Consider the following 17,617-nt stretch of genomic DNA (forward strand, 5'->3'; position numbering starts at 1 on the left):
AAAAGACAAGGCGCCGGGGCTTCCGGCGCCTTTTTCTCAGATGTCGTCGAGGCCGAGAGCGTAGGTGCGTTCCACCTTCGCGACACGGGTGATATAGGCGCGGTACCAGCGTTTCTGGCCAGCGGCTTGCGCGGCGCGGTGGTCGGCGTTTTTCTTCCAGGCCTTGATGGCGGCCTCGTCCCGCCAGTAGCTGACGGTGATGCCGACACCTTCGGTGTCGCGCACGCTTTCAACGCCCAGATAGCCATCCTGCTGTGCCGCCAGTTCGACCATCGCTTCGGCCGTCTGGGCATAGGCGTCGGGCTCGGCGTCGTTGCGGATGTTCGAGAATATGACTGCGTAATAAGGTGGTTCGGGGGTGCGGGCGAGGGGGCTGCCGTGACTGCTCATTCTTCTTTCTCTCCATATCCGCCGCCGCCGGGGGTTTCGACCCTGATGCGGTCGCCGGGTTCCACACTGGCGCTACCGGTGGCGCCAAGCTCATCAATCGCGCCACTTGCGCGAAGGATATGGGTATGGCCGATCATGCCGGGATCGCCGCCCATCAGGCCGGGCGGGGCGATCTGGCGGTGGCCGGACAGGATCGATACATCCATGGCTTCAAGGAAGCGGATTTCGCGGACGATGCCGTTGCCGCCCTGATGCCGCCCCGCACCGCCCGATCCGCGCCGAACGCCAAAATGTTCGACCCGCACCGGATAGCGCCATTCCAGCACTTCGGGGTCGGTCAAGCGGCTGTTCGTCATGTGCGACTGGATGGCATCGGCGCCGTCGAAGGTGGCGCCCGCGCCGGTGCCGCCGCCGATGGTTTCATAATATTGGTGGCGGGCATTGCCGAAGGTCAGGTTGTTCATGGTGCCCTGGCTTGCCGCCATCACACCCGTCGCCATCAGAAGCGCGTTCGTCACCGCCTGGCTCGTTTCAACATTGCCGGCCACCACAGCAGCGGGCGGCTCGGGGTTCAGGCAGCAGCCGGCGGGCACGATCAGCCGGATCGGCTTCATGCAGCCGGCATTCAACGGGATATCGCTGCCCGCCAGCAGGCGGAAGACGTAAAGAACGGCGGCGCGGGTAACCGCCAGCGGCGCGTTGAAATTGGTGGGGCTGAGGCCGCTCGTGCCGGTGAAATCGACCGTCACGCCGCGTGCCTCGCGGTCCACGCGCACCTTCACCTTTATGGTGATGCCGCAATCCATCGGGTAGCTCACTTCGCCGTCCGTCAGCCGTTCGATGGCGCGGCGCACGGCTTCCTCGGCATTGTCCTGCACATGCTGCATATAGGCATCAACGACCGGTGCGCCGAACTCGCCAACGAGCCGGAGGACGCCATCGATGCCACGCCGGTTGGCGGCGATCTGGGCCTTGAGGTCAGCAATATTCTGGTCCGGGTTGCGGGCCGGGTGCGGGCCAGCGGCCAGAAGCTTGCGGATGGCGCTTTCCCGAAACTTGCCGGCTTCCACAAGCGCGGTGCTGGCAAAGGCAATGCCTTCTTCCGTGATGCTGGTCGAATTCGGCGGCATCGAGCCCGGCGTGATGCCGCCGATATCGGCATGATGCCCGCGGGAGGCAACATAGAAACGCGGCGGCTCGTCAGGGTTCAGCCACACAGGCGTGACGACCGTGATATCCGGCAAGTGGGTGCCACCATGATAGGGGTCGTTGGTCATGAAGGCGTCGCCCTGCCGCATGGTGGCGCCATTGGCAGCGATCACCGCCTTCACGCTCGCGCCCATGCTGCCCAGGTGCACCGGCATGTGCGGGGCGTTGGCAATGAGTTCGCCTTCGCTGTCGAATACAGCGCAGGAAAAATCGAGTCGTTCCTTGATATTCACCGAATGCGCGGTGCGGGCCAGTACGCCGCCCATATCCTCGGCAACCGACATGAAAAGATTGTTGAAGACCTCAAGCAGTACAGGGTCCGCTTCTTGAAGCGAGATGCCGCGCCGGTTGGTTGCGGCCGTCCGTGTCAGCAGCAATTGGTCGTCGTCCGTGCGTTCGGCCCGCCAGCCAGGCTCCAGCACGGTGGTGCTGCCGTTTTCAAGGATGATCGCCGGGCCATCAAGCGGCGTGCCTGGCGTGATGCTGCGGCGATCGATCACCGGCACGGTGCGATGCTTGCCGGCCATGTAAATCTGGCGCGGTTCATGTGCCCTGGCGGCATGTTCCATGGCAGCCTCAAGCGTGCCTTCATAACCGCCGCCAGAGGCCTCCACCTCCACCGCTTCCACAAGGATGGGCCGATCATCTTCGGTGAAGCCATAGGCTTCGGCGTGGGCGGCGCTGAAGGCCGAGCGCATTTCGGCCGCACTGCCATAGGCGATGGGCAGGGTGGTGTCGGACCCTTTGTATTTGAGGCGCGCGTCGATCCGCAGGGCCAGTTCGCCGCGCGGCACACCCTGCGAAACGAGTGTGTCGGTGACCGTTTCCTTGAGGTCCTGTACGATGCCGCTAAGGTCGCTTTCGGCCTCGATCGGCGCTTCAACCGCAGCGGTGCGCAGGGCCTTGAGGTCAGCGAGACCCATGCCAAGGGCCGAGAGAACACCTGCGAAGGGCGGGATCACGACACTGTCCATATGGAGCGATGCGGCGAGCAGGCAGGCATGCTGCCCACCGGCACCGCCGAAGGTCAGAAGGCTGTAGCCCGTCACGTCATGCCCGCGCGCCACCGAAATGCGGCGGATCGCCCGGCCCATATGCTCCACCGCCACATCAAGGAAGCCTTCGGCGATGGCTTCGATCTCCATACGCTTGCCGGTTTCGGCTTCGATCCTGTCGGCAATTTCGGTGAAACGCTGGCGGGCGGCATCCACATCAAGCGGGGCATTGCCGTGCGGGCCAAAAACGGCGGGGAAAAGATCAGGCTGCAATTTGCCCAGCACCACATTGCAATCGGTGACCGTGGCGGGGCCATCAAAGCCATAGCTCGCGGGGCCAGGGTAAGCGCCCGCTGATTCCGGACCGACCCGAAAGCGGCCGTCCTCGAACCGGCAGATTGAGCCGCCACCCGCCGCCACCGTCTCGATCGACAGCATGGGCACGCTGACCGGGATGCCGGCAAGGGTTGCGTCCACACAGCGCTCATAGGCCCCGCGATAATGGGTCACATCGGTGGATGTGCCGCCCATGTCGAAGCCGATCAGGCGTTCCTTGCCCGCTCGCCGGCCCATTTCCGCCATGGCGACAACACCGCCTGCGGGGCCTGAAAGCACGGCGTCCTTGCCGTTGAAGGTATCGGCGCGCGTCAGGCCGCCGTTCGACTGCATGAAGAAGAGCGGCGCGCCGCTGACGTCATCTTCCAGCCGTCCGACATATTGCGCGAGTACGGGGGAAAGATAGGCATCCACCACGCTGGTGGCCCCGCGCGGAATCAGCTTCATCAGGGGGCTGACCTTGTGGCTGACCGACACATGGGTGAAACCTTCGTCGACAGCGATCGCAGCGGCGAGCGCTTCGTGCGCCGGGTAGCGGTAGCCATGCATGAAAACGATGGCGAGGCTCGTGAAGCCGTGGCGGCGTGCCTCGGCGAGCGCGTGGCGCACTTCAACGGCATCAAGCTCGGTGACGATGTGGCCGTGAGCATCGATCCGCTCGTCCGCTTCAACAACAAGGTCATAGGGCGGAACAGCCCGGCCGGGCTTCAGGGCGAACAGGTCTTCGCGGTGCTGCTGGCCGATCAGCAACGCATCGGCCATGCCGCGTGTGATGAGAAGCGCCGTGCGGCATCCCTTGCGCTCGAGCAGTGCATTGGTGGCGACGGTGGTGCCCATGCGGATGGTGGCGACGCGCTCCGCCGGGAAAGGCGATTTGGCTTCCGCTCCCATGATCTGCCGCATCGCATAAACGGCGGCGTCGCGGTAGCGACCCGGGCTTTCAGACAGATATTTGTGCGCCGAAAGGATGCCTTCCGGGTTGCGCGCAATCACATCGGTGAAGGTGCCGCCCCGGTCGATCCAGAATTGCCATTTGCCATCATCTGCACTCATGCGCGCTACCCTAAGCCAGCCCGGAGCAGGACGCCAGTGCGCAATCGCAGTATTGCTTTTGTATCAGGTAGTGAGCTGCACCCGCGAGGGTCAGACGCTGATATCGAGCTTTTCGCCCGTGCCGGGTGCCGTGGCCGACAGCCGGTTTGCGGCGCCTGAGCGGCGTTCCGCGACCCGCTCTGCGGCCGCACTGCGACTGTCGCGCTCGTCGCTTGCCGCCGTTTCGCGGGACGCCTGACGAGCAGCCAGCTTCTCGGCCAGTCGGCCTTCAGCGGTTGTTGCCTTTTTGGTCGTCGTGGTTGCTGCAGCCGACGCGCCAGTGGTTTCGGGTTCGGAGGCCTTGGCTGTCGTTTGCGTTTGCGAGGCTGCAGGTGCGGCGTTTGCTGCCGGTGCAGGCGCGCTGCTGCGCGCGGCCTTGCGGGAGGAAAGCTTCTCGGCGAAGCGTTCCTCGGCGGAACGCAGGCTTTGCTTTTCTTCCGTCTTCGACTGTTCGGCCACTTGCGACACTGTGGCGTTTGGCGCTGCTTTCGTCGCCGTTGCGGTTTGTGAGGCTTGTGCCGATTGCTGCGCTTCTTGCGCGCCACCACCGGTCAACCGGTTTGCAGCACCTTCGCGGCGTGCCAGAACGGCGGCCTTGCGGGCGTCCGCCTGAGCGCGTGCTTCGCTGGCCAGTTGCGCCGAAGAAAAGCCGGCATAGCTGTTCACTGCAGGCATGATGTCACCCTGTGTAAGGGACTTCCGGCGCGACCCACGCGGTGGAAATCCAACCCGATTGCCCGATCATTACGCTATGGGCAAAATAATGCAAAGCTTTGGATAAAATTGTAACGAGTTTGCTCAGCTACGGGTGAGGGCGGCAACTTCGCCCAGCACACGGGCGCGGGCTGCGGCAATCACGGTCGATCCCTTTTCACGGGCTCCGGCGCCAAGGTCCGCCTGCAGATTCATCAGGCGCGAAAAATGCGGCGACGCTTCATGGTCTGCCACCAGCGAGGCAAGCTCACCGGCGGTGAAATGCTGCTGGTAAAGGTCCGCCATCACTTCGTCCCATGCGGCACCATAGGTGCCCTGGGCATCGCGAATGAGGCGGACGACAATCGTTTTGGCTGCTTCGAAGCCATAGCGTTCAACAAGCGCCGCGACCTCGGGGGTCGTTTTCACGTCGTTCAGGACAAGAAGCGAGAGATTGCGGTTCAGTTCTGTCTCGCGGATGAAGCGCAGCGCCGTGACGCGTGCGTCCGTCGCGGCCAATTCAAGTGTCGGGCCGAAGCTTTCGGCGCTCGCCATCTCGGGCGCGCTGAAACCACCGGGCATGCCGGCAGCGGCAGGCAGCGTGAGGCCAAAATACAAAGCCGCCCGCAGAAGGGTGCGAGGGGCAAAGCCGTGACGGCGGAGCATATTCAAATGAGTCGTGCGCATGACGACGCACGTAAAGACGTTCGGTTACAGGAATGTGACAAAACCCCCTCTGTCACGCCAAATTCACACTGGAGGGCGAAAAATGGGGACTGTCATAAAAAATTCATAAAACAGTCATTGCCATGTAACCAATGCGGGGACCGGCGGAAACGCTTGGGTCGGGGTGTAACATTCCAGAAAGCGGCAGACTTCTGCGGAAAAACCTGATTATGACGCATTGCATCGGTTGCCGAGTGGCCGATAATGGAGCCATAGCAAGCGTCGAAGCGACCATGAGGGTTGGAACAAGGCGTTTCGAAGCGATCTCGGGCACAAGCAAGCGAATCCCGTGATCAAATATCAAGTGGAAGGGGTAGTGACATGGAAAAACAACTCAAGAAAGCAATGGCCATTGGTTCCTTCGCCGTTCTGTTCGGCGCATCGTCCGCAATGGCACAGCCGGTTGCCGCAATGCCGAACGAAGAAGGCAAGACCTTCGCGGCCGAGGCGATGAAATCCGGCGACTGGTCGAGCGCAGAAGAAGACCTGATGGGCAACGGCGAATCCGTCTTCGCCAAGCTGAACCTCGCCTCGGTCTATGCCCAGACCGGCCGTACCGACAAAGCCGTGGCGCTGTATCAGGAAATCATCAACGGCGACGAGAACCCGTATGCCGTGCTCCTGAATGGCAAGCCGCGCCGCGTAAAGAATATCGCCAAGTTTGCACTGGCTCAGCTGTCCACCAACTGAGCTTTTGCCGAAGACAATAAAGAAGGGGCGTGACCTGCTGGGTCACGCCCCTTTCTTTTTCGGGTTTGGTCTCAGACCTTGATATCGATCTTCAGCCCCTTGCCGCTGCCGGCGGGGGGGACGATCTGGGCGGCGTTGCGTGGCTTGCCGTCCTTGTCGATCACGATATCGTTGCCATGATCCTTGTTCATCGCGCCGACCTTGGAGGCCAGCTGACTATGGACACCCGAGACAATCGCTTTAATTGCGGCCATTGCCTTTTAGCTCCCTTGAACTCAAAAAATTTACGCTACAGTCGGTGCCTGATGCGCCGTTTCTACCGACAAAAAATGTGGGTGTGAAGGTGAGCTTAAAAATTTAGGAAATTTCCGGGGTTACCCCTGCAATATCTTTCTGTTTCATGGGGTTGAACGAAAAAGCGCCGGACACGAATGCCCGGCGCCGTGCGCTTGAATCGTGCACTGTTCAGAGTAGGGCGAGGGCAATCTTGAAAAGCCCGACGACCGATACAGCCCAAGCCAGCGGGCGCACCCACGGGACTGGGAAAAGATACAGCACCGCATGCACTACGCGGGCATAGAAGAAGAGCTGGGCGCCGAGAATGGTTGATTCGGTCGAGACACCCGCCGCATGCGCAATCAGCACGAGCGGCGCGAACATGACCATGTTTTCCATCATGTTGTTGCGCAGGCGCGTGGCGCGCTTGTTGAAAACGGTCGGCTCCGGCATGTTGTCGCGCGGGCCGGCCTGTACCGCGCCACCGTTTTTCAGGATGGCCTCGCCGGCCGGAATCATGATCAGCACGAAGAAAAGGATCGTGCTGTAGAGAAGCATCGTCAGTTCAACGGACATTATTTCCTCCCCAGAAAATGTCACCTGATGTGACAGATGATAGCGACCGCTGGCCCTATATGCCAGCGGCACTTTTAAGGGAGGAACGGAGCCTCAGATTCGCTCGAGGATGAAGGAGCCGATGGAATAGCTGGCGCCGAAGGAGCACAGCAGCCCGAATTCGCCCGGCTTGAAATCGTCCTTGTATTTGTCAAAGGCGATGATGCAGCCCGCGCCCGCTGTATTGGCATATTCATCCAGCACGATCGGCGCCTTGTCCTGTGACGGGTCTTCGCCGAGGAGCTTGCGGGTCGCGAACATATTCATGTTGATATTCGCCTGATGCAGCCAGAAGCGCTTGAAGTCCTCGACCTTGTAACCCTTCGCGGCAAGCTGGGCGTTCACATGGTCGATCACCTTCGGCAGCAGCTCCTTGAAGACGACACGGCCCTGCTGGACGAAACGCTGGTCCGGGTGGCTGATCTTGTCGCGCTCGATAAGCGTGCGGGTGCCGAAGCCGGCAGCGATATTGGTCGAATATTCGGTGAAGAGCTTGCGGTCATGGATGCGGAAGGCGGTCGTCGATTTCGTTTCAGCCTCGCGCTCAATCACGATGGCAACAGCCGCATCGCCGAAGATGAAGTGGCTGTCGCGGTCGGTATAGTTCATCGCAGGCGTGATATATTCCGCCGTCACGACAAGCGCCTTGTTGGCCATGCCGCTTTGCACGGCGTCTACCGCCGTCGACATGCCGAAAGTGGCGCTGGAGCAGGCCATGGCCATATCGAAGGCAAAGCCCTTGGCGCCAAGAATCTTCTGCAGTTCGGTCGCCATCGAGGGCACGAAGCGTTCCCAGATGGAGGAGGAGAGGATCACAAGATCGATGTCCTCGCCCTTGAGGTGCGCTTCAGCGAGTGCCTTCTCAGCGGCGGCCAGCGCCATCTGCACCTGCACAGGCGTGCCCATCGGGCCTTCGGGCGCCAGTTCCGAAAGGTTCGGATACATGCGCTTCGGGTCGGTCGGGCCCTTGCCGTCCATCATGAAGCGGTTTTTGATGCCCGATGCCTTTTCGATGAATTCCACGGAAGACATCTGCATGGCGTCGATGGTGCCCGCCTCGATCTCCGCCTTGTGGTCGTCGTTCCAGGCGGTGGCCCATTTGTTGTAGCTTTCCACGAGCGTTTCGTTGCTGATGGAATGCGGCGGGGTGTAAACACCCGTGCCGCTGATCACGATCCCGGTCATAAACCTTCCCTCCCCGTCAGGTTTTGCCGCGTCAGCCGCGTTCGACAATCAGGCTGCCGATCGAATAGCCGGCGCCGAACGAGCAGATGATGCCCTTTGCGCCTTTCGGCAGGTCGGCCCGATGCTTGTGGAAGGCGACAACCGAACCCGCACCCGCCGTGTTGCCATATTCATCCAGCACGGTCGGGGCCTCGTTCGGCTCGGGCTCGCGGCCCAGAAGCTTCTTCGCGGCATACATATTCATGTTGATGTTGGCCTGATGGAGCCACATGCGGGCGAGATCGGAAACCGTGAGGCCGTTGTCAGCCAGTTGCTTCGAGATGAAGTCGGTGACGATGGGCAGCAGTTCCTTGAAGACCTTGCGGCCTTCCTGCACGAAAAACATGTCCTTGCGCATCATCGAGCCATCATCAAGCCGCGTGAAGGGGCCGTAGTTCGAGCGGATATTGTTGGAATACTGGGTGAAGGACCGAGTGTTCACCACTTTCCAGTGGTCGCGGCCTTCCGCAAGGTCAGCGCGCTCCAGCACAACAGCCGTCGCGATGTCGCCGAAGATGAAGTGGCTGTCGCGGTCGCGGTAATTGACGAGCGTGGAGAAAATCTCTGGATTGACCATCAGGACGCGCTTGGCGGCGCCCGATTTGATCGAATTGACGGCAGCGATCAGGGCGTAGGTCGCGCTGGAGCAGCCCATGACCATGTCATAAGCCGAGCCGCCCTCGATGCCCAGATGATGCTGCACTTCAACGGCAATGGCCGGGAAGGAGCGCTGGAGGAGCGCGGTGCCGCAGATGATCTGGTCGATGTCGCCAGGCTGAAGGCCGGCCTGCGCGATGGCCTGTTTGGCGGCATCAAGTGCCATCTTGGCCTGCAGGGCGGGTTCTTCCGTCGTGCCGTGCGCGCCTTCGGGGCAGCGCGAAAGAAGACGGTCCAGATCCATCACGCCGGTGACTTCCACCAGATGGCGCTTCTTGATGCCCGAGGCTTTTTCGATGAACTCGGCTGAGGAATACTGCTTTGCGGGGGTCAGGCCTGCGTCGATATCGGCTGCATGCTCGGCATTATACTGATCGACATGGGCATTGAAGGCCGCAACCAGTTCTTCGTTGGTGATTGCGGCAGGCGGTACGTGGAGACCGGTGCCCGTGATGACTACATCAACCATATCTTCGCTTTCTCCGGACAAGCAAGGCGGCCAGTTTCCGTCCGTCCCGCTGACATATTTGTCACAAACGCGCCAAGCTATACTGCCTTTTATCGGGCGGGGAAACCGAACAATCGGCTTTTGCCATCAACTTTCCTCAAGTTTTCGCCTAGTGCCTTCTAAACACTGACTTTCGAGTGGCTGATACCGTACGGGCATGCTAGGGGAAAGGCATGTCCATCTGGGGAAAAATCATCGGTGGTGCGGCCGGGCTCGCCCTTGGCGGGCCGCTTGGCGCGCTTGTTGGCCTTGCGGTCGGCGCAGCGGTTGATGCGGGGATCGACCGTGCCCCTGCAACCGCCCGTTCAGCACGCCACACGCGGGAGGTGACCTTCACCATCGGTGTGATTGCGCTTGCCGCCAAGATGGCAAAGGCAGATGGCATGGTGACCCGTGCCGAGGTGGATGCCTTCAAGAAGGTGTTCAAGGTGCCGCCCGCCGAAATGCGCAATGTTGGCCGTGTGTACGATCTCGCCCGCCAGCATACGGCAGGGTTCGAAGCCTATGCCCGGCAGATTGCCGATCTGATGCAGGGCAACCGCCCGGTGCTGACTGATCTTCTGGAGGCACTTTTCTTCATCGCCAAGGCGGACGGCGAGGTGCATGCCGCGGAGCTCGCCTTCATCCGGACGGTCGCCGACATTTTCGGCTTTTCGCCGGATGAGATCGAAACAATGATCCACCGGCACCTCGGGCCTGATCCGGAAAGCCCCTATACGATCCTCGGGGTGACACCGATGACAGATGATGCGACGGTGAAGGCGCGCTACCGGCAGCTGGTGCTGGAAACGCACCCGGACCGACTGATGGCGGAAGGGGTGCCGGCGGACCTGATAGCGGTCGCCACGCGGCGGGCGGCCGAGATCAATGCCGCCTATGATGAAATCATGGCAGCGCGCCGCAAGGTGCGCGAACGGGGAGTTGTCTGAATGGCACCAAGGGACCTGATCCTGCTGATCGGCATCAACCTCGTTTGGGGCCTCAATTTCCTGGCGGTCAAATGGGCGGTTGCCGACCTGCCGCCGCTCGTTGCCAACGCGGCGCGCTTCTTTGTCGTGCTCCTGTTTCTGTTCCCGTTCCTGCGGCTGGTGCCGGGGCGCATGAAGGCGCTGCTCACGCTGGCCACTGTTCTGGGCTTCATGCATTTCGGTGCTGTTTTCATCGGCATGTCGCTGGCCGAAGATATCAGCGCTGTCGCCATCGCGACCCAGCTTTCCACGCCTTTTTCCACACTTCTGGCCATTGTCTGGCTGAAGGAAACGGTGGGCTGGCGGCGTATACTTGGCCTCGCCATGAGCTTTTCGGGTGTGCTGGTGCTGGGGCTTGATCCTGCCGTGCTCAATTATCTTGATGCCGTTGCGTGGATCGTCTTCTCTTCATTTCTATATGCGACCGGCACCATCCTGATGCGGCAATTGCGGGATGTGAATGCCTTCACGACGCAGGCGTGGATCGCCGTCAGCGCCATCGTCGGCTCGTTCTTCCTGTCGGCTGTCATGGAAACCGGGCAGGTGGAAGCGGTGAAGAATGCACATTGGCAGGCGTGGGCAGCGGTGCTCTATGCCGGGATATTCTCGTCCATCATCGGGCACGGCGGGGTGAATTACCTGCTGCGGCGCTATGAGGTATCTGTCCTTTCGCCCTATTTCCTCCTTACCCCTTTCTTCGCCATCGCTGCGGGGATCATCGTGCTTGGCGAAAGCCTCACATGGCGGGTTCTGCTCGGCGGTGCGCTGACACTCGCCGGCGTGCTGATCGTCACGCTCCGTAACGCGCGCCGGAACAAGGCGCTCGCCAATACCATCGTCCAGACCCGGACGAGCGGGGAATAGGGCTCATATGCGGGTGATTCCCCATCCGTCGCCAAACCGTGATGCCCGCATGGGCGGCGCGGCACTCGATATGGTGATCCTGCACTACACCGGCATGGAAACGGGCGAGGCGGCGCTTGCCCGGCTTGTGGATCCGTCCGCCGCCGTTTCAGCCCATTATCTGGTGGAGGAAGACGGGCGCGTTTTCAGGCTGGTCGATGAGGCCGAGCGTGCATGGCACGCGGGGGTTTCCTACTGGCAGGGGCGCGAGGTGCTGAACCACCATTCTATCGGGATCGAGATTGTCAATCCGGGGCACGAATTCGGCTATCGTCCCTTCCCGGAAGCGCAGATCGCGGCGCTTCTGGCGCTTCTCGCCGACATCGCCGCGCGGCATGCCATCCGGCGGGATCTCTATATCGGCCACAGCGATGTGGCGCCTGACAGGAAGACCGATCCCGGCGAGCTTTTCCCGTGGGAGCAGCTCGCCGCCGCCGGATTCGGCATTGTGCCCGAAGGGGAAAGTGCAGTTTTGGCGGACGCTGGCGACATCCCAGCCGATCAACTCGCCGCGTGCTGGCACCAATTGGCCGAGATCGGCTACAGAATTGACGCAAACGACCCCTATGGTAAACCGGCGGACATTGTGGCCGCTTTCCAGCGCCACTGGCGGCGCGGCGGGGTGACCGGTCAGATCGACCGGGGTACTGCTGCTGCCATTGCCAGCGTCCGAGACCAGATTATCCGCCTGAAGGAGGCTTCATGAAACCTACCGCTCTCGCTGTCCTTGCCCTCTCTGCCCTCGGCACCGCCGTTCAGGCTGCCCCCCAACTGGGTGTGACATCGGATCATGCGCCGAACGCCGAAACGGTCGCCTGCCTTGATGCGCCGACTGCCGAGTGCGCCATAGACGCGGCACTGAAGACAGTGATTGCCGAGGAACTAGGGATCGACCGCGCGCGGGTACTGATCGGGGTTGCACGTTCGCTAATCGCGACAGGACAGCAGGAGCAGGCACAGCAGACGCTGATGCTGGCGATGGAGGAGGCGCGCTCGGTGCAGCTTTCGCTCGTCACGCAGGGCATGATCAAGACGATTGCGCCTCTCATGGTGCGCGCCGGCGATATGGCAAGCGCATTGGCGCTGACCGAAGAACTGACAATCGAGACGATCCGCGATCAGGTCTATCTGGCGCTGGCTGATGAAGCCGGACGTCTTGGCGCATATGGCGACATCAAGGTGGCGCTTTCAAAGCTCGCGAACCCTGCCCGTGGCCGCTGGAAGATGCTCGACCTGATGCTGACGCTGCCGAAGGAAGCCCTGTTGCCAGAACGGATGAGCGAGGCCATCGCCTTTGTCGGCGGCCTTGAGGACCCGAAAGAGCGGTATCGCGGGCTGGTGGCGCTCGCCGCCCTCAATGACAAGCTGGGCGATACCGGCACGCGTGACGCGCTGATGGTGGAAGCGGGGGAGACCTTCCCGGCGGTTTTCGGTATCAACGACCGGGCCGAAGCAACCGCACAGGCGCTGAAGGCGCTGGTGGCGGCAGGGGCCGACGAAACGCTTGTGAGTGCGGCTTATGAGCTTGCCCTGATGCATGGTGGGCGGGTCCGCTCAAGCGAGGACCGCGCGGATATCGATATGACGCTCGGGCCTGTAGAGGCCGCAAACGGCCATGTTGATACCGCCTTCAAGCGCATCGAGGGCTTTGACGAAGGGGCAGGGCAGGCGGGCTATCTGGCCGCCGTGGCCTCGCGCCTGCCGCAGGGCAGCGGGCAGCTCGCAAGTGCGGTTGACGCCGTGCTCGACGATATCGACGAGGTCGACGGCGCCTATGACCGTGACCAGCTGCGCCTGACGCTGCTGGATGGTCTCGTCGCCGGCGGGCACAAGGCGCCCGCCGAAGCGCTTGTCAAACGGATCGAGGATGACGACAGCCAGGCCCTCGGCCTTGCGCTTCTTGCCCCGATGCTCTGACACCGGGCCTCAGTTTCTGGCATCCGCCTCCATGGCTTCGGGCAGGGGGGCGTGGCCGCTGCCATCGCTGCCGATGCTGATGGCAGCATAGGGCCGCATCCGCGCGAGCACGAGGAAGGCTGCCGGCGCGAAATAGAAGCTGACAATCATCGACAGGAAAGTCCCGCCGACAATCGCAATGGCGAACGGCGGCCAGAAAGCGCCGCCATCAAGAATGAGCGGCATGAAACCGCCAACGGTCGTCAGCGTCGTCGAGATGATGTGGCGCCCCGTTTTCATCACGCCGTGAACCACGGCCTCACCGTCGCCGTCGCGGGCAGCAGGCATGTTGCGCAGCTCCGACAGGATCACGATGGCCGCGTTGATGGCGAGCCCCACAAGACCCATCAGGCCGATGATCACCACGAAGGTGAGCGGATAGCCGAAGAACCACAGCGAGAAGAAGCCAAGGCCTGCTGCCTGCACGGCCGCAAGGAAGGTGACGAGGGCAAGGCGGAAGCTGTTGAAGGTCAGCACGATGGTCAGCACCATCAGGATGACGAGAAGCCCGACCGTTGCAAAAAGTTGCCCAAGTGCTTCGCCGCGCTCTTCGCTTTCGCCGCCAAATTCCAGCCGGTAGCCGGGCGGCAGCTGCAGCGGATGGGCGGTCAGTTCTTCCTTCAAAGCATTGAAGGCGATATCGGGGATCGTGTTGAATTCCAGAAAGCCCTGTATTTCGTTGATGCGCTCGCCGTCATGGTGGGCGATGACACCGACCTTCGAATTCAGCCGCACATTGGCAATAGCAGACACCGGCAGGTCCTCGCGGAAGCCGTCTGCGGTGTTTTGCGGCATGGTGCCGATAAGGCCCATGTCGGCGACCGAATTGATATCGGTGCGCGCACCGCGGTCGACAATCAGGCGCACGGGCACCTGCTGGGTTTCCTCGATGATATGAGTGGCGATCACACCGCCGGTAAGGGCTGCCATTTGGCTTTCAACGTCCGAAAGCGTCAGCCCGGCGACCAGTACGTCATCCTCTCGGGCATCGATTTCGACAAGCGGCAAGGAGCCCTTGAGTGTGGCGGACGTGTGGGTCACCTTCGGCAGGCGGCTGACGATCTCGCGGACCTTGTCCCCATATTCCTGCAGCACGGCGAGATCGGGGCCGATCACGCGCACCTCGATAGGGGCCTGGATTGGCGGGCCGGTTTCAAGCTCGCGGACCTGCACCACCGCCTCGGGCAACAGCGCCGGGGCTTCGCGCTGCAGGCGCGGCATGATTTCGGCCAGCCGGTCGTAGTCATCCAATGTGACCATGGCTTCGGCCATGCTCACCACGCCGTCGTTCGAGGCGATCACGCTGTAATAGAATTTGCCGGGGCGGACGCCGATGTACCAGTGCAGGCTTTCCACGCCTTCATACTGGCGCACGAAGGCATCGAGCTTCCGGGCGGCCGCTTCGGTTTCCTCGATCGAAACCTGCCCCGGCATCTGCAGTTGCAGACGGAACTGGTTGCGGTCGCTGATCGGGAAAAACTGGCTTTCCACCTGTGTTGCCGCCACGAAGCCGAGCATGGGGATCAGCATGGCAAGCGAGGCCGACAGGACCGGGCGCTTCACCGACCAGCGCAGCGATTTTTCAAAGCGGGACGAAAGCCAGCGGCCCTCGACCCCGTCGCGCCACCAGACACGTTCGGGCTTCGCCGCCATGTCCGCGTTCGGGTCGCGGCCTTCGACCACACGACCGGCCACGGCCGAAATGATGGTGAAGCCAATCACGTAGGAGGCAATCAGTGAGGCGATCACGGCGGCGGGGATGCCGACGAGGAAGTCCCCCGCGTTGCCCGGCATCAGGATGAGCGGCATGAAGGCGATGATGGTGGTGGCGGTGGAACCCGCGAGCGGCAGCCACAATTTCCGGACGGTCATGCCGACAGCGGTGGAGCGTCGCACGCCCATCAGGCGCAGATGCTGGATCTCGTCGGTGATGACGATGGCATTATCGACCATGATGCCAAGGGCCACGATCATGCCGGTGACGAGCACCTGCTCGATCCTCAGGCCCATGATGTTGACGATGGCAAGGGCGGCGAGCAGTGTGAGCGGCAGGATGGAGGCCGATACGAGGGAGGCCCGCCAGCCGAGCGAAACGAGCAGCACGACGAGCACCACAAAGGCGCCTTCAGCAAGGTTTGCCATCAGGCCGTTCAGGCGGTCATCCGCATAAAGGCGCTGGTCGAAGATGCGCTCCAGCTTGATCGAGGACGGCAGGGTTTCCTCGGATTCCGCCATCATGCGGCCAACGGCATCCGACCAGCGGTCGATGCGGCTGTCTTCGAACATGCGGGCGGCAATCACGACGCCGTATGAGCCTTCGTTGATCGCGATGGTGCTTGGCGGGTTTTCGAACGTACGTTCGATGCGGGCGATATCGCCGAGGCGTACGGCAGCGCCTTTTTCATCCTGGCCGAGCGACACACGGGCGAGGCGTGCGATATTGTCGATGGCGCCAGATACCTGCACGACCATGCGGTTGGTGTCGCTGCTGACGATGCCGGCCGCACCCTTGGCGTCCGACCCCGCGACACGGGCGGCGACCTGCGCAACGGTCAGGCCGTGGGAGGCAAGCGCTTTGGGGTCGAATGATACCCGGATTTCCTCGTTCGGCAGTCCCAGCACGTCCACAAAGTCGGTGCCTTCGAGGTTGCGAAGCTTGCGTTCGATCTCCCGCGCGTGGCGGCCGAGGATGGCGTAATTGACCGGTGTGTCGCTGTGCCACGTCAGCGACAGAATGGCCGAATGGGCATAGATGCGCGTGTCGGAAAAATCGGGTGCGGTCACGCCGGGCGGCAGGTCCGTCACCTCGGCGACCTTGTCTTTCAGGCGCTGGGTGATGGGCTTGGCGTCCTCGACCCTGTCTTCAAGCTCGATGCTGATGAAGCTGATCCCGGCGCGGGTGACGGATTTCACCTCCTTCACCTCGGGGATTTCGAAAATCTTGCGCTCCAGCTTTTCGGTGACTTCGGCTTCCACTCGCTCGGTGTCGGCGCCGGGGTAGAAGGTCGTCACCTGCACGACCCGGCTTTGCATGTGCGGGTCTTCAAGGCGGGGCATGTGGGTATAGGCATTGAAGCCGGCGATCACGATCACCAGAAGGATCAGCCACACCAGCCGGGGGTGATTGTACAGGGAGCCGCGCATGTCAGGGGCCTCCCGTTAAATGCGGGGTTCGGCGGCACTCGCCGACTGGGTGATGCCGTCCACCGCTGCCACGCGTTGGCCGGGGGCGAGGCGCTCGGTGCCGTCGGCGATGATGCGGTCCCCGTTCGCGATGGAACCGGTCACAAACACGCGGTCGCCGTGCGTATACAGCACCTGCACATTCTCGATCCGCGCTTCGGGGCCTGCGGGGCCATCAACAATCTTGAAGACGCGCCAAAGGCCGCGCACATCCGCGGTGATGGCACGCAGCGGCAGCCAAGTGCCGCTTCCCATCCGGCGATCCTCGATCACTGCATTGACGAGTTCGCCCCGGGCGGCACTGCCTTCCGGCAGGTCGAAGGTGACAAGCATGGTACGGGTCTGGCCGGTGATGACAGGCACAAGACCGCGCACCGTGCTGCCCTTGATTTCATGGCGGGCGCCGTCAAAAAGCTGATAGGGCGCACCCGCGGCAATCGCCTCTGCATGATTTTGCGGCATGCCGATATGGGCCTCGATGCGGCCGTTTTCGGTAAGCTCGATAACCGGCGCGCCGGGGCCGACAATCACGCCTTCATCCAGATAGCGCGCGGTGACGGTGGCATCGAACGGTGCCTTCAGTGTCGCCTTGGCGAGGTCAACTTCCATGGCACGGATTGATGCGTCCACACGGGCAAGGCGGGCGATGACGGTGGCATGGTTCGCCTGCGCCTCATCCAGCCGCTGGGCCGACACATGGCCGTTCTTGAACATGTCTTCCGTCCGCGCCAGCGTGACATTGGCGAGATTGAGCGAAGCGTTCGCTTCGGCACGTTCAGCCTTGAGCTGTGCGAGGCTCGCCTGGAGGCGGGCCGCGTCGAGTCGCGCTATCACATCGCCTTTTTTCACCCGGTCACCCAGATCGACCGCCACAGAGGCGAGCGTGCCACCCTGTTCGAACGCGAGGGCCGACAGGCGCCCGGCGACCACGCGACCGGTGAAGCTGCGGCGTGCCATGTAATGATCTTCGATGGAAACTTCGGCCACATTCACGGGCAGAACCCGCGAAAGGCCAGCTTTTGCCTGCCCTTCATCAGGGTCGGCGGCGATCAGGCGAACGGCAAGAATGGCGGTGATGCCAAGCCCGGCTGCCATGAACGCGACACGGCGGCGGGTGAGCGCGGGGAGCTGTCTCATTTCCTCAATCCTGCTGGCGTATATGGGCTGGCCAAACGGGCCCGCCTCTGTTTTTATAT

The 17,617-nt window shown here is 62.2% G+C and carries 15 protein-coding genes; 5 read left to right on the plus strand and 10 right to left on the minus strand.

Translation table 11 applies throughout. From position 1 onward, the window contains the following. Positions 1-36: 36 nt before the first annotated feature. The 4 genes from OU694_RS01910 to OU694_RS01925 form a co-directional block, all read right to left on the minus strand. Positions 37-390 carry an antibiotic biosynthesis monooxygenase family protein gene (locus OU694_RS01910; protein ID WP_308909319.1) on the minus strand — a complete coding sequence of 118 codons (354 nt, stop codon included), beginning with the start codon at positions 388-390 and terminating at the stop codon, positions 37-39. Then, entirely contained in the window at positions 387-3,983 is a 3,597-nt protein-coding gene (locus OU694_RS01915) for a hydantoinase B/oxoprolinase family protein (RefSeq protein WP_308909320.1), read from the minus strand. Before OU694_RS01915 ends, OU694_RS01910 begins: the two co-directional genes overlap by 4 nt. 90 nt (positions 3,984-4,073) lie before the next feature. Continuing rightward, a complete protein-coding gene (locus OU694_RS01920; RefSeq protein ID WP_308909321.1) occupies positions 4,074-4,697 on the minus strand; it encodes a hypothetical protein in 624 nt (207 codons plus the stop codon). A gap of 123 nt (positions 4,698-4,820) precedes the next feature. Next, on the minus strand, positions 4,821-5,381 hold the full coding sequence (locus tag OU694_RS01925) for a hypothetical protein (RefSeq protein WP_308909322.1): 561 nt from the start codon (positions 5,379-5,381) through the stop codon (positions 4,821-4,823). Between the two features lie 381 nt (positions 5,382-5,762). Between OU694_RS01925 and OU694_RS01930 the strand changes: the two genes are divergently transcribed. Beyond that, positions 5,763-6,131: an outer membrane protein assembly factor BamD gene (locus OU694_RS01930; protein WP_308909323.1), complete on the plus strand. Its 369-nt coding sequence runs from the start codon at positions 5,763-5,765 to the stop codon at positions 6,129-6,131. A gap of 71 nt (positions 6,132-6,202) precedes the next feature. On the opposite strand, the gene OU694_RS01935 is transcribed toward OU694_RS01930, so the two are convergent. The 4 genes from OU694_RS01935 to OU694_RS01950 all read right to left on the minus strand — a co-directional run bounded on the left by OU694_RS01935 (position 6,203) and on the right by OU694_RS01950 (position 9,372). Continuing rightward, positions 6,203-6,385: a hypothetical protein gene (locus tag OU694_RS01935; protein WP_308909324.1), complete on the minus strand. Its 183-nt coding sequence runs from the start codon at positions 6,383-6,385 to the stop codon at positions 6,203-6,205. Between the two features lie 211 nt (positions 6,386-6,596). Then, the gene (locus OU694_RS01940; protein ID WP_308909325.1) at positions 6,597-6,983 is read right to left on the minus strand and encodes an MAPEG family protein; all 387 of its coding nucleotides are present in this window, start codon (positions 6,981-6,983) and stop codon (positions 6,597-6,599) included. Between the two features lie 93 nt (positions 6,984-7,076). Next, the gene (locus OU694_RS01945) at positions 7,077-8,207 is read right to left on the minus strand and encodes a beta-ketoacyl-ACP synthase III (protein ID WP_308909326.1); all 1,131 of its coding nucleotides are present in this window, start codon (positions 8,205-8,207) and stop codon (positions 7,077-7,079) included. A gap of 31 nt (positions 8,208-8,238) precedes the next feature. Continuing rightward, positions 8,239-9,372: a beta-ketoacyl-ACP synthase III gene (locus tag OU694_RS01950; RefSeq protein WP_308909327.1), complete on the minus strand. Its 1,134-nt coding sequence runs from the start codon at positions 9,370-9,372 to the stop codon at positions 8,239-8,241. A 212-nt stretch (positions 9,373-9,584) separates the two neighbouring features. Here OU694_RS01950 and OU694_RS01955 point away from each other — a divergent pair, with 212 nt between their 5' ends. The 4 genes from OU694_RS01955 to OU694_RS01970 are packed head-to-tail and all read left to right on the plus strand — an operon-like array spanning position 9,585 to position 13,199. Further along, positions 9,585-10,340: a TerB family tellurite resistance protein gene (locus OU694_RS01955; protein WP_308909328.1), complete on the plus strand. Its 756-nt coding sequence runs from the start codon at positions 9,585-9,587 to the stop codon at positions 10,338-10,340. Continuing rightward, positions 10,341-11,243, plus strand: coding sequence for a DMT family transporter (locus OU694_RS01960; protein WP_308909329.1), 903 nt, complete (start codon positions 10,341-10,343; stop codon positions 11,241-11,243). A 7-nt stretch (positions 11,244-11,250) separates the two neighbouring features. Further along, positions 11,251-11,988, plus strand: coding sequence for an N-acetylmuramoyl-L-alanine amidase (locus tag OU694_RS01965; protein WP_308909330.1), 738 nt, complete (start codon positions 11,251-11,253; stop codon positions 11,986-11,988). Continuing rightward, on the plus strand, positions 11,985-13,199 hold the full coding sequence (locus OU694_RS01970) for a hypothetical protein (RefSeq protein WP_308909331.1): 1,215 nt from the start codon (positions 11,985-11,987) through the stop codon (positions 13,197-13,199). Before OU694_RS01965 ends, OU694_RS01970 begins: the two co-directional genes overlap by 4 nt. A gap of 9 nt (positions 13,200-13,208) precedes the next feature. On the opposite strand, the gene OU694_RS01975 is transcribed toward OU694_RS01970, so the two are convergent. Together OU694_RS01975 and OU694_RS01980 are read right to left on the minus strand one after the other, a co-directional pair. Next, positions 13,209-16,382 (minus strand): efflux RND transporter permease subunit, encoded by a 3,174-nt coding sequence (locus tag OU694_RS01975; RefSeq protein ID WP_308909332.1) that lies wholly within the window; start codon positions 16,380-16,382, stop codon positions 13,209-13,211. 15 nt (positions 16,383-16,397) lie between these two features. Beyond that, positions 16,398-17,558, minus strand: a complete 1,161-nt coding sequence (locus OU694_RS01980; protein ID WP_308909333.1) for an efflux RND transporter periplasmic adaptor subunit — start codon at positions 17,556-17,558, stop codon at positions 16,398-16,400. Between the last annotated feature and the right edge of the window lie 59 nt (positions 17,559-17,617).

This window comes from Pseudokordiimonas caeni, from assembly GCF_026719705.1.
Classification (GTDB): Bacteria; Pseudomonadota; Alphaproteobacteria; order Sphingomonadales; family Kordiimonadaceae; genus Gimibacter; species Gimibacter caeni.

Coding starts and splice junctions, on each gene's coding strand:
- OU694_RS01910 (WP_308909319.1), bottom strand. CDS start 390: ATGAGCAGTCACGGCAGCCCCCTCGCCCGCACCCCCGAACCACCTTAT.
- OU694_RS01915 (WP_308909320.1), bottom strand. CDS start 3,983: ATGAGTGCAGATGATGGCAAATGGCAATTCTGGATCGACCGGGGCGGC.
- OU694_RS01920 (WP_308909321.1), bottom strand. CDS start 4,697: ATGCCTGCAGTGAACAGCTATGCCGGCTTTTCTTCGGCGCAACTGGCC.
- OU694_RS01925 (WP_308909322.1), bottom strand. CDS start 5,381: ATGCTCCGCCGTCACGGCTTTGCCCCTCGCACCCTTCTGCGGGCGGCT.
- OU694_RS01930 (WP_308909323.1), top strand. CDS start 5,763: ATGGAAAAACAACTCAAGAAAGCAATGGCCATTGGTTCCTTCGCCGTT.
- OU694_RS01935 (WP_308909324.1), bottom strand. CDS start 6,385: ATGGCCGCAATTAAAGCGATTGTCTCGGGTGTCCATAGTCAGCTGGCC.
- OU694_RS01940 (WP_308909325.1), bottom strand. CDS start 6,983: ATGTCCGTTGAACTGACGATGCTTCTCTACAGCACGATCCTTTTCTTC.
- OU694_RS01945 (WP_308909326.1), bottom strand. CDS start 8,207: ATGACCGGGATCGTGATCAGCGGCACGGGTGTTTACACCCCGCCGCAT.
- OU694_RS01950 (WP_308909327.1), bottom strand. CDS start 9,372: ATGGTTGATGTAGTCATCACGGGCACCGGTCTCCACGTACCGCCTGCC.
- OU694_RS01955 (WP_308909328.1), top strand. CDS start 9,585: ATGTCCATCTGGGGAAAAATCATCGGTGGTGCGGCCGGGCTCGCCCTT.
- OU694_RS01960 (WP_308909329.1), top strand. CDS start 10,341: ATGGCACCAAGGGACCTGATCCTGCTGATCGGCATCAACCTCGTTTGG.
- OU694_RS01965 (WP_308909330.1), top strand. CDS start 11,251: ATGCGGGTGATTCCCCATCCGTCGCCAAACCGTGATGCCCGCATGGGC.
- OU694_RS01970 (WP_308909331.1), top strand. CDS start 11,985: ATGAAACCTACCGCTCTCGCTGTCCTTGCCCTCTCTGCCCTCGGCACC.
- OU694_RS01975 (WP_308909332.1), bottom strand. CDS start 16,382: ATGCGCGGCTCCCTGTACAATCACCCCCGGCTGGTGTGGCTGATCCTT.
- OU694_RS01980 (WP_308909333.1), bottom strand. CDS start 17,558: ATGAGACAGCTCCCCGCGCTCACCCGCCGCCGTGTCGCGTTCATGGCA.